At 47.8% G+C, this 11998-nt stretch carries 5 protein-coding genes, 2 tRNA genes and 3 rRNA genes; 4 read left to right on the top strand and 6 right to left on the bottom strand.

What is annotated here, in order from left to right; translation table 11 throughout:
- Positions 1 to 82: 82 nt before the first annotated feature.
- The 4 genes from SDEN_RS07240 (at position 83) to SDEN_RS07225 (ending at position 3409) form a co-directional block, all read left to right on the top strand.
- Positions 83 to 673, top strand: a complete 591-nt coding sequence (locus SDEN_RS07240; protein ID WP_011495832.1) for a TetR/AcrR family transcriptional regulator — start codon at positions 83 to 85, stop codon at positions 671 to 673.
- Between the two features lie 178 nt (positions 674 to 851).
- The gene (locus SDEN_RS07235) at positions 852 to 1877 is read left to right on the top strand and encodes an NADP-dependent oxidoreductase (RefSeq protein WP_011495831.1); all 1026 of its coding nucleotides are present in this window, start codon (positions 852 to 854) and stop codon (positions 1875 to 1877) included.
- 84 nt (positions 1878 to 1961) lie between these two features.
- Entirely contained in the window at positions 1962 to 2642 is a 681-nt protein-coding gene (locus SDEN_RS07230; RefSeq protein ID WP_011495830.1) for a type 1 glutamine amidotransferase domain-containing protein, read from the top strand.
- A gap of 149 nt (positions 2643 to 2791) precedes the next feature.
- On the top strand, positions 2792 to 3409 hold the full coding sequence (locus SDEN_RS07225) for a glutathione S-transferase family protein (RefSeq protein WP_011495829.1): 618 nt from the start codon (positions 2792 to 2794) through the stop codon (positions 3407 to 3409).
- Positions 3410 to 3497: 88 nt separating this feature from the next.
- Here the strand turns inward: SDEN_RS07225 and katG are convergent, their stop codons facing one another.
- The 6 genes from katG to SDEN_RS07195 form a co-directional block, all read right to left on the bottom strand.
- Entirely contained in the window at positions 3498 to 5660 is a 2163-nt protein-coding gene (katG, locus tag SDEN_RS07220; RefSeq protein ID WP_011495828.1) for a catalase/peroxidase HPI, read from the bottom strand.
- Positions 5661 to 6132: 472 nt separating this feature from the next.
- A 5S ribosomal RNA gene (gene rrf / locus SDEN_RS07215) occupies positions 6133 to 6248 on the bottom strand.
- A 253-nt stretch (positions 6249 to 6501) separates the two neighbouring features.
- A 23S ribosomal RNA gene (locus tag SDEN_RS07210) occupies positions 6502 to 9406 on the bottom strand.
- A gap of 498 nt (positions 9407 to 9904) precedes the next feature.
- A tRNA-Ala gene (locus SDEN_RS07205) sits at positions 9905 to 9980 on the bottom strand.
- A gap of 137 nt (positions 9981 to 10117) precedes the next feature.
- Positions 10118 to 10194: transfer RNA gene (locus tag SDEN_RS07200), tRNA-Ile, on the bottom strand.
- Positions 10195 to 10410: 216 nt separating this feature from the next.
- A 16S ribosomal RNA gene (locus tag SDEN_RS07195) occupies positions 10411 to 11953 on the bottom strand.
- The 16S, 23S and 5S rRNA genes sit together here with 2 tRNA genes alongside, the layout of an rRNA operon.
- Positions 11954 to 11998 lie beyond the last annotated feature (45 nt).

Below are 11998 nucleotides of genomic sequence, written 5' to 3'. Positions count from 1 at the left end.
ACTGATAAACAGCAGACACCAAAGATTTCATTAAGATTAAAAATCACTAGACGACCGGTCTAATTGATCGTATTCTAGCCTGATGAAAACCAGTACCCAAGATACACGCCAACACATTTTAGACACAGGCTATCAATTGATAGCCTGTCGTGGTTTTGTGAGTGTCGGCCTGTCCGAATTACTTAACCATGCCCAAGTACCTAAGGGATCTTTTTACCACTATTTCAAATCTAAAGAGCAGTTCGGTGAAGCCCTTATTGAGTATTACTTCGATAATTACCAACAACAACTCCACAGCCAATTTGCTAATCTAGAAGGTTCAGCCTACGACAGATTGATGAACTATTGGCAGTGCTGGATGACTTCCCAAGCTGACAACTATTCATCTCAGAAATGCCTAGTGGTAAAACTGAGCGCCGAAGTGGCCGATTTATCAGAACCTATGCGCATCGCCCTATTAAAAGGCACGCAAATCGTTCAGCTGGCTATCAGCGACTGCATTAAAGCGGGCATTACAGATGGAAGCATTAAAGAGACGAATTCTGATGACACAGCTAAACTGCTTTATCATTTGTGGATTGGCGCAAGTTTAATGGCAAAACTCAGTAAAACAGATTCAGGATTACAACAAGCAATGGCCACCACTGAATTACTATTGAAACCTGGCGGCTAAGCTTCACAACCGTTAGCGCTAAGCTTCAACAAAGTTAGCTGCGTCAAATGAGCTTAGCAAATAAACTCAGATAACTTAATTTGCTCACAAGGTTAAGCCTGTGGCCACCGATTCACCACCTTAGGGTGGTTATTTTTCAGCACTAAACTAGACGACCGGTCTATTAAGGATGAATTAAATGAGTAATAACCAGACAAATCAACGCATAGTATTGGCATCGCGTCCTTTTGGCTCCCCAAAGGCTGATAACTTCCGCCTTGAAGAGGCTGCAATTCCAACCCCAGCTGCGGGTGAAGTATTACTGCGCACTGTGTATTTATCCCTTGACCCTTATATGCGTGGCCGCATGAGTGAGGCTAAATCCTACGCAGATCCTGTGGCAATCGATGCCGTCATGGTCGGCGCGACGGTGTGCCAAGTGGTCAGCTCAAAAAACCCAAAATTTAGTGAAGGCCAATGGGTACTTGCTTATACGGGTTGGCAAACTTACGGGATATCCGATGGCAGTGATTTAATGCCTCTTGGCGATAACCCAACCAACCCATCCTTTGCCTTAGGCATAATGGGCATGCCAGGCTTTACCGCCTACATGGGTTTATTGGATATCGGTCAGCCAAAAAATGGTGACACTTTAGTGGTTGCTGCAGCAACCGGTCCCGTGGGCGCCACTGTGGGTCAAATCGGCAAACTTAAAGGCTGTTATGTGGTTGGCGTTGCTGGCGGCGCTGAAAAATGCCGCTACGCTGTAGAAGTATTAGGCTTTGATGCCTGTATTGACCACCATAGCGATAATTTTGCAGAGCAACTGGCCAAGGCTTGTCCACAAGGCATAGATATCTACTTTGAAAATGTGGGCGGCAAGGTATTTGACGCTGTACTACCTATACTCAACACAGGCGCTCGCATCCCGGTATGTGGCCTTATATCCCAATATAACGCCACAGAATTGCCACCAGAGCCAGATCGCTTGTCTTTGCTGATGGGCACCTTGTTGGTGAAGCGCATCAAGATGCAAGGCTTTATCATTTTTGATGATTACGGTCATAGATACCATGAATTTGCCAGCGACATGAGCCAATGGCTCGCTGAGGGGAAAATACATTACCGCGAACATCTCGTTGAAGGATTAGATAAAGCCCCAGACGCTTTTATCGGCCTACTCGAAGGCAAAAATTTTGGCAAGTTAACAATAAAGATAAGCTAATAGATAAGCGTGACTCATCTTAGCTAATTTAGATATTAAGCAGTGACTCCTGTTATAAACAGGCAATATGATTAAGGAATACAGATGAAAATTTTGATGGTATTAACCTCACACGACAAACTCGGTGACACAGGTAACAAGACTGGCTTTTGGTTGGAAGAGTTCACCTCGCCTTATTATACATTTGCCGACCAAGGCGCAGAGATAGTATTAGCCTCGCCCCTTGGTGGCCAGCCGCCACTGGATCCAAGCAGTGATGAACCCGGCTTTCAAACTGCAACCACAGAGCGTTTCAAAGGCGATTCTGCAGCGCAAACCCTGCTTGCCAACACTGTGCGTCTTGATGGCATAAATCTGGACGATTTTGATGCCGTGTTCTATCCAGGTGGCCACGGTCCATTATGGGATTTAACTGAAGACAAGCACTCTATTGCCTTGATTGAAAACGCGTATCAGCAAGGCAAGCCGCTAGGTCTCGTATGTCATGCATCAGGCGCCCTGCGCCACGCTAAAAATATTGACGGCAGCTTTTTAGTAAAAGGTAAAAAAGTCACTGGCTTTACCAATAGTGAAGAAGATGCAGTGCAACTGACTGCCATCGTGCCTTACTTGGTTGAAGATGTGTTAAAACAAAATGGCGGCATCTACACCAAAGGTGAAGATTGGGCCAGCCATATAGCCATCGATGGCAACTTAGTGACAGGGCAAAACCCAGCATCATCGCAAGCCGTAGCCGAAGCTATGCTGACCTTGTTAAAGGGCTAGTCGTTGTCACCATGCTTGTAGCCGATTGAGCGAACTCACTCGCTGCTATCAAAGCCATCTCATTAGTTAGTAAAGCCAGTCAAGCTTAACCTTTGACTGGCTTTGATTAACTAAGCCTTAACGGCAACCGAGACAATATAGGAATAACTATGATCACCTTACATCACCTCAATCAGTCCCGCTCCAAACGTATCCTATGGCTGTTAGAGGAATTAGGCCAAACTTACCAAGTCAAAGCCTACCAGAGAGACAAGATCACCTTTCTCGCACCGCCAGAATTAACCGCTATACATCCGCTAGGAAAATCACCGGTTATCGAACACGACGGCATAGTGATTGCAGAATCTGGCGCCATTACTGAATATCTCATCAATCAGTTTGCCAATCATTTAGCGCCAGAAGCAAACAGTGCAGAGTATATAAGCTATATCCAATGGCTGCATTTTGCCGAAAGTTCAGCCATGTTGCCTTTACTACTCAGGTTATTTGTTGAAAAGGATGGCTGCAAAACCAACTTCATGGCGGGTTATGCCGACATAGAAGTGGCCAAAGTCATCGGCTATTTAGATACCTCGTTAGCTGGTAAGCGCTATTTAGTGGCAGATAAACTCACAGGCGCCGACATCATGATGTCATTTGTAATTGAACTATTGGCCGCCAGAGGCGAGCTCACAAAATATTCAAACCTTGAACGCTACTATCAACAGCTCAAAAGCCATGATGGATTTATTCGCGCAGGCAAGATTGAAGCCCAGCAAAACCAGTAAAATTCGGCCTAGTGTATAGCAGCTAACGGGTTTCGAATAAGAATTAACATCCCCCCCGCATTACTCTGTAGGGGGGATGAGATAAGCCTTAACTCACATCAAAACGATCGGCATTCATCATTTTAGTCCAGGCCGAAATAAAATCATTAACGAATTTTTGCTTGTTATCATCTTGCGCATACACTTCGGCATAGGATCTAAGCACTGAATTAGAACCAAAAATCAGATCCACCCGAGACGCTGTCCACTTACGTTTACCCGTTTCACGCTCACAAATTTCATACTCGTTTTGACCAATGGGCTTCCAGATGTAATTCATGTCGGTTAGATTGACAAAGAAGTCATTGGTAAGCGCCCCCTTGCGTTCAGTGAACACACCATGACCAGTCTCAGCATAATTAGTACCAATAACTCGCATACCGCCCACGAGGACTGTCATTTCATGAGCCGTAAGCCCCATGAGTTGAGTACGATCTAACATCAGCTCTTCTGCGCTAACTGCAAAATCTTGCTTTAACCAATTACGATAACCATCATGAAGCGGCTCTAACACAGCAAATGATTCATTATCTGTCATCTCATCAGTGGCATCACCACGGCCCGATATAAAAGGCACTGTCACGTCAAAACCTGCCTTTTTAGCCGCAAGCTCAATACCAAGGTTACCTGCTAACACAATGACATCGGCAACACTGACGCCATGACTTGCGGCAATAGGTTCAAGCACAGAAAGGACGCTAGCAAGGCGCTTAGGTTCATTTCCAGCCCACTGTTTTTGCAAAGCCAAACGAATGCGAGCCCCATTGGCACCGCCGCGTTTATCAGACCCCCTAAAGGTTCTGGCACTGTCCCAGGCCGTTGTCACCATGTCACTGATACTCAAACCCGTTTCCTTTATTGCTTTTTTCACCACCGCAACATTAAAGTCTTTAGGTCCTGTAGGAACCGGATCTTGCCAAAGTAAATCTTCTACTGGTACATCTGGGCCTAAGTAACGCACCTTTGGCCCCATATCCCTGTGGGTCAGTTTGAACCAAGCGCGGGAGAAAACTTTTGAAAAATACTCAGGATCTCGATGAAAGTGCTCAGATATCTTGCGATACTCAGGGTCCATCTTCATGGCCATGTCCGCATCTGTCATCATGGGCATTGTACTGATGGAAGGGTCTTCAACATCGCGAGGTTTATCTTCTTCTTTGATATTAATCGGTTGCCACTGCCAAGCGCCTGCGGGGCTCTTACAAAGCTCCCACTCGTGGTTAAGTAACATGGTAAAGTAACCGTTGTCCCACTGGGTTGGATGTGTGGTCCAAGCACCTTCGATACCACTAGTGACTGTGTCACGACCTATGCCACGTTTCGCTTTATTTAACCAACCAAAGCCTTGGTCATGAATATCAGCATCTTCGGGTTCAGGGCCCAATAAATCGGCATTGCCATTGCCATGAGCTTTACCAACTGTATGTCCGCCGGCAGTTAAGGCCACTGTCTCTTCATCATTCATGGCCATACGCGCAAAGGTCTCACGTATATCTTGAGCCGTCTTTAATGGATCTGGTTTGCCATCCACGCCTTCAGGGTTGACATAAATAAGCCCCATCATTACCGCTGCTAGAGGATTTTCCAGGTTTCTCTCTCCAGAGTAGCGGCTGTTGTCATTGTCTGTGGGGAGCAACCAGTCTTTTTCAGCCCCCCAGTAAATGTCCTTTTCGGGATGCCAAATATCTTCCCGCCCGAAAGCAAAGCCAAAGGTTTTTAGGCCCATGGACTCATAGGCAATTGTCCCCGCATAGGCGATTAAATCGGCCCAGCTAAGCTTATTACCGTACTTTTTCTTGATTGGCCAAAGTAACCGACGTGCTTTATCTAAGTTGCCGTTATCTGGCCAAGAGTTGAGTGGCGCAAAACGTTGACTACCATGGCCTGCTCCGCCACGACCATCTGCGATTCTGTAAGTACCAGCAGCATGCCAGGTCAGCCTTATCATAAGGCCGCCATAATGCCCCCAATCAGCGGGCCACCATGCTTGACTGTCTGTCATCAGTGCATGTAAGTCATTTTTAAGGGCGACAAAATCGAGTTTTTTAACTTCATCTTGATAGTTAAAGTCCGCAGCCATTGGGTTGGTCTTATGATCGTGCTGATGCAAAATATCTAGGCTTAATGACTTAGGCCACCAGTTCATGTTGGCCATACTATTTTCGGTTGTAGTAGCACTACCGTGCATCACTGGACACTTATTCTCAGACATTAATTATTCTCCTTTTACCTGTTGAAAATGACTTATCCGCCAAGTCATTAGACAATTCAGCTCACGCTATCCCTTAGCACAATAGACTTAATGTAAAACCAGACGATATCGGCGAAAGCGCATCCAGACAAGCTAGGGGATAAACCCTCACAGTCTAGTCCAAATATTCAGTGCTGGGCTTAGATACAAGATAGCTATACGGTAATTAAGGAAGAGGAGATCACATATGCTGAACTTTTATACAGGTTTATGCCAAGAGTTGAGCTGAGTAGAAGAAATTAACGAATAGTTTTTTGGCGATCTAAAGGCGTTTACCAAGTGTAGAAATCAAATAATGTTTTTCTGCCGCCCCACATGCTATGGAGACATGCTGCGCATGTACTCTTTATATCCCATGTGAGAGGGTATTTTCAGGCGGATAAACGAAAAAATCCCCAACACGCAGTGCTGGGGATTTTTTCGTTTATTTGGCGCCTGGAAATGACCTACTCTCACATGGGGAGACCCCACACTACAATCGGCGATACTGTGTTTCACTTCTGAGTTCGGAATGGGATCAGGTGGTGCCACAGCTCTATGGTTTCCAGACAAATTTTGTTTAAACAAGGTACTAGGGCGCGCGTTGCGCTGCGAGGACCTAGAACCTAGGACCTGCTGTTACCTTATTTAATAATTCGGAAAGCTGATTGCTCTTTTAGGAGCTTGAGTTCGCACTTTATTAAGCGCTCTATTTCTATTACTAAGGTCAGTTCCAACGGAACATCTTCATGTACGACCTCCATGGACGGAGGAAGTGCTAGAAAATGTCGGGAACATTTTCAGTAAAACCCATCTGGGTTGTATGGTTAAGCCTCACGGGTCATTAGTACAAGTTAGCTCAACGCCTCACAACGCTTACACACCTTGCCTATCAACGTAGTAGTCTCCTACGGCCCTTTAGAGAGCTTAAAGCTCTAGGGATGACTCATCTTAGGGCTCGCTTCCCGCTTAGATGCTTTCAGCGGTTATCGATTCCGAACGTAGCTACCGGGCAATGCCATTGGCATGACAACCCGAACACCAGCGGTTCGTCCACTCCGGTCCTCTCGTACTAGGAGCAGCTCCCTTCAATCATCCAACGCCCACGGCAGATAGGGACCGAACTGTCTCACGACGTTCTGAACCCAGCTCGCGTACCACTTTAAATGGCGAACAGCCATACCCTTGGGACCGACTTCAGCCCCAGGATGTGATGAGCCGACATCGAGGTGCCAAACACCGCCGTCGATATGAACTCTTGGGCGGTATCAGCCTGTTATCCCCGGAGTACCTTTTATCCGTTGAGCGATGGCCCTTCCATTCAGAACCACCGGATCACTATGACCTACTTTCGTACCTGCTCGACGTGTATGTCTCGCAGTTAAGCTGGCTTATGCCATTGCACTAACCGTACGATGTCCGACCGTACTTAGCCAACCTTCGTGCTCCTCCGTTACTCTTTGGGAGGAGACCGCCCCAGTCAAACTACCCACCAGGCACTGTCCCTAACCCCGATAAGGGGTCCAGGTTAGAACATCAAAACTACAAGGGTGGTATTTCAAGGACGACTCCACACAAACTAGCGTTCATGCTTCAAAGTCTCCCACCTATCCTACACATGTAGGTTCAATGTTCAGTGCCAAGCTATAGTAAAGGTTCACGGGGTCTTTCCGTCTAGCCGCGGGTATACGGCATCTTCACCGCAATTTCAACTTCACTGAGTCTCGGCTGGAGACAGCGTGGCCATCATTACGCCATTCGTGCAGGTCGGAACTTACCCGACAAGGAATTTCGCTACCTTAGGACCGTTATAGTTACGGCCGCCGTTTACCGGGGCTTCGATCATGAGCTTCTCCGAAGATAACCCAATCAATTAACCTTCCGGCACCGGGCAGGCGTCACACCGTATACGTCATCTTGCGATTTTGCACAGTGCTGTGTTTTTGATAAACAGTTGCAGCCACCTGGTATCTGCGACTGCCGTCAGCTTAGGGAGCAAGTCCCATCACCAACAGCAGCGTACCTTCTCCCGAAGTTACGGTACCATTTTGCCTAGTTCCTTCAGCCGAGTTCTCTCAAGCGCCTTGGTATTCTCTACCCGACCACCTGTGTCGGTTTGGGGTACGATTCCTACTAACCTGAAGCTTAGAAGATTTTCCTGGAAGCATGGCATCAACTACTTCATCACCTTAGTGACTCGTCATCAGCTCTCAGCCTGTACATTAAAGTACGTGTTCCCGGATTTGCCTAAGAACACAACCTACCACCTTAAACGCGGACTACCAACGCCGCGCTAGCCTAGCCTTCTCCGTCTCTCCATCGCAGTTAACAGAAGTACAGAAATATTAATCTGTTTCCCATCGATTACGCCTTTCGGCCTCACCTTAGGGGTCGACTCACCCTGCCCCGATTAACGTTGGACAGGAACCCTTGGTCTTCCGGCGAGGGGGTTTTTCACCCCCTTTATCGTTACTCATGTCAGCATTCGCACTTCTGATACCTCCAGCGTGGGTTACCCCTTCACCTTCAACGGCTTACAGAACGCTCCTCTACCGCGCACTTCTAATGAAATGCACCCGTAGCTTCGGTGACTAGCTTAGCCCCGTTACATCTTCCGCGCAGGCCGACTCGACTAGTGAGCTATTACGCTTTCTTTAAATGATGGCTGCTTCTAAGCCAACATCCTAGCTGTCTAAGCCTTCCCACATCGTTTCCCACTTAGCTAGTACTTTGGGACCTTAGCTGACGGTCTGGGTTGTTTCCCTTTTGACAACGGACGTTAGCACCCGCTGTCTGTCTCCCGAGTAGTACTCATTGGTATTCGGAGTTTGCAAAGGGTTGGTAAGTCGGGATGACCCCCTAGCCTTAACAGTGCTCTACCCCCAATGGTATTCGCTCGAGGCGCTACCTAAATAGCTTTCGAGGAGAACCAGATATCTCCGAGTTTGATTGGCCTTTCACCCCCAGCCACAAGTCATCCGCTAATTTTTCAACATTAGTCGGTTCGGTCCTCCAGTTGATGTTACTCAACCTTCAACCTGCCCATGGCTAGATCACTCGGTTTCGGGTCTACACCTTGCAACTAAACGCGCAGTTAACACTCGGTTTCCCTACGGCTCCGCTATTCGCTTAACCTCGCTACAAAATGTAAGTCGCTGACCCATTATACAAAAGGTACGCAGTCACGGTCTCAAGAACCGCTCCCACTGCTTGTACGTATACGGTTTCAGGTTCTATTTCACTCCCCTCACAGGGGTTCTTTTCGCCTTTCCCTCACGGTACTGGTTCACTATCGGTCAGTCAGGAGTATTTAGCCTTGGAGGATGGTCCCCCCATATTCAAACAGGATGTCACGTGTCCCGCCTTACTCGTTTTCATCTACGGTTAGTTTTCGTGTACGGGGCTATCACCCTGTGCCGCTGGACTTTCCAGACCATTCCACTAACACCCCATAGACTTAAGGGCTAATCCCCGTTCGCTCGCCGCTACTAGGGGAATCTCGGTTGATTTCTTTTCCTCTGGGTACTTAGATGTTTCAGTTCCCCAGGTTCGCCTCATAACGCTATGTATTCACGTTATGATGACCACTTGTGTGGCCGGGTTTCCCCATTCGGACATCGTTAGCTCAAATGCTTGTTACTAGCTCGCCAACGCTTTTCGCAAGTTACTACGTCCTTCATCGCCTCTGACTGCCAAGGCATCCACCGTATACGCTTGGTCACTTAACCATACAACCCAGATAGGTTTCTTCTTTTCGCTTGTTATTCATCACGCTGTCGTTATTGTGAACCTCATTCGTCAGTCATGTAGCGCTGCTACACTCCTTTCTCATTCGCTCCACGGCTTAGACACCGTATCGAATCACTGCGCTTACCTTATCGAGATAAAGTAAGAAAAACACTGAGTCATACGTTCACTCAATAAAGAGTGGGACCAGCTTGGTTTTTACTTGTCTCACCTCCGGGTAGGAAGTGGACACGCCTTAGTTTTAAAAATATTCAAGACACTTAATAAAGTGTTTTGAGAACTCATATTTATGCTTGCGCATCAATATTATTTTTCGCACTAACCTAATCACACAAACGACAACGAATCATCATTTCTGCGCCTTTTAGTTAGTACTATCAGCTTTCCAAATTGTTAAAGAGCGGGCTTAAAAAAGCCAAAGATAAAATTGCGTTTATCTTTGGCATCTCTGTCCTAATGTATGTATCTCTTAAAGAGAATGGTGGAGCTATGCGGGATCGAACCGCAGACCTCCTGCGTGCAAGGCAGGCGCTCTCCCAGCTGAGCTATAACCCCTTTACATACAGTCGAGAAACATATCACGGTACCAACCATAATGGTTGGCGAAGCCAAATCGACTTTAGACAAGGCATAAAGTGAGGACGTTTAGCCTGCTAAACGACGAACTTTATAACGCAGTATAAAGGAAGATTTGGTGGGTCAGAGTGGACTTGAACCACCGACCTCACCCACATCAGGGGTGCGCTCTAACCAGCTGAGCTACAGACCCATTCTTTTTGGTCTTTTGAGCCTTACTCGGCGTTACTTTCTTCGTTTCTCAGTCATGTGCTAAACGCACACTCCCTGCGAGACTCATCAAGTGCCTTGATTAAGAATCAAAATCCTCAAAAATACCTTTCGATATCTTTCTCTTTCTTTCTATCAAGTAATCTGTGTGAACACTCAAGGCGATTGCTCACTTTCAGGTATGAGTTAGTCGTATAGGTAAGGAGGTGATCCAGCCCCAGGTTCCCCTAGGGCTACCTTGTTACGACTTCACCCCAGTCATGAACCACAAAGTGGTGAGCGTCCTCCCGAAGGTTAGACTACCCACTTCTTTTGCAGCCCACTCCCATGGTGTGACGGGCGGTGTGTACAAGGCCCGGGAACGTATTCACCGTGACATTCTGATTCACGATTACTAGCGATTCCGACTTCACGGAGTCGAGTTGCAGACTCCGATCCGGACTACGACGAGCTTTGTGAGATTAGCTCCACCTCGCGGCTTTGCAACCCTCTGTACTCGCCATTGTAGCACGTGTGTAGCCCTACTCGTAAGGGCCATGATGACTTGACGTCGTCCCCACCTTCCTCCGGTTTATCACCGGCAGTCTCCCTAGAGTTCCCACCATTACGTGCTGGCAAATAAGGATAGGGGTTGCGCTCGTTGCGGGACTTAACCCAACATTTCACAACACGAGCTGACGACAGCCATGCAGCACCTGTCTCACAGTTCCCGAAGGCACACCTGCATCTCTGCTGGCTTCTGTGGATGTCAAGAGTAGGTAAGGTTCTTCGCGTTGCATCGAATTAAACCACATGCTCCACCGCTTGTGCGGGCCCCCGTCAATTCATTTGAGTTTTAACCTTGCGGCCGTACTCCCCAGGCGGTCTACTTAATGCGTTAGCTTGGGAGCCCAGTGCTCAAGGCACCAAACTCCGAGTAGACATCGTTTACGGCGTGGACTACCAGGGTATCTAATCCTGTTTGCTCCCCACGCTTTCGTGCATGAGCGTCAGTCTTTGTCCAGGAGGCCGCCTTCGCCACCGGTATTCCTTCAGATATCTACGCATTTCACCGCTACACCTGAAATTCTACCTCCCTCTACAAGACTCTAGTTCGCCAGTTCCAAATGCAATTCCCAGGTTGAGCCCGGGGCTTTCACATCTGGCTTAACAAACCGCCTGCGCACGCTTTACGCCCAGTAATTCCGATTAACGCTCGGACCCTCCGTATTACCGCGGCTGCTGGCACGGAGTTAGCCGGTCCTTCTTCTGTCAGTAACGTCACAGCAACGTGCTATTAACACGCTACCTTTCCTCCTGACTGAAAGTGCTTTACAACCCGAAGGCCTTCTTCACACACGCGGCATGGCTGCATCAGGGTTTCCCCCATTGTGCAATATTCCCCACTGCTGCCTCCCGTAGGAGTCTGGACCGTGTCTCAGTTCCAGTGTGGCTGATCATCCTCTCAGACCAGCTAGGGATCGTCGCCTTGGTGAGCCATTACCTCACCAACTAGCTAATCCCACCTAGGTTCATCCAATCGCGAAAGGCCCGAAGGTCCCCTCCTTTCCCCCGTAGGGCGTATGCGGTATTAGCAGTCGTTTCCAACTGTTATCCCCCACGACTGGGCAGATCCCTAGGCATTACTCACCCGTCCGCCGCTCGCCGGCAAAGTAACAAGTTACTTCCCGCTGCCGCTCGACTTGCATGTGTTAGGCCTGCCGCCAGCGTTCAATCTGAGCCATGATCAAACTCTTCAATTAAAGTTTTTTGAAACCCGAAGGTTTCGGCTCAATGAATTCTGATTG

The sequence above is a fragment of the Shewanella denitrificans OS217 genome (genome assembly GCF_000013765.1).
GTDB classification, from domain to species: domain Bacteria; phylum Pseudomonadota; class Gammaproteobacteria; order Enterobacterales; family Shewanellaceae; genus Shewanella; species Shewanella denitrificans.
Note: the sequence above shows the minus strand (reverse complement) of the source record. Positions and strands in the feature narration are given on the sequence as shown.

Bases quoted from the DNA above. Each gene is read 5' to 3' on its own strand.
- SDEN_RS07240 (WP_011495832.1), top strand. From the start codon at position 83: ATGAAAACCAGTACCCAAGATACACGCCAACACATTTTAGACACAGGC.
- SDEN_RS07235 (WP_011495831.1), top strand. From the start codon at position 852: ATGAGTAATAACCAGACAAATCAACGCATAGTATTGGCATCGCGTCCT.
- SDEN_RS07230 (WP_011495830.1), top strand. From the start codon at position 1,962: ATGAAAATTTTGATGGTATTAACCTCACACGACAAACTCGGTGACACA.
- SDEN_RS07225 (WP_011495829.1), top strand. From the start codon at position 2,792: ATGATCACCTTACATCACCTCAATCAGTCCCGCTCCAAACGTATCCTA.
- katG (WP_011495828.1), bottom strand. From the start codon at position 5,660: ATGTCTGAGAATAAGTGTCCAGTGATGCACGGTAGTGCTACTACAACC.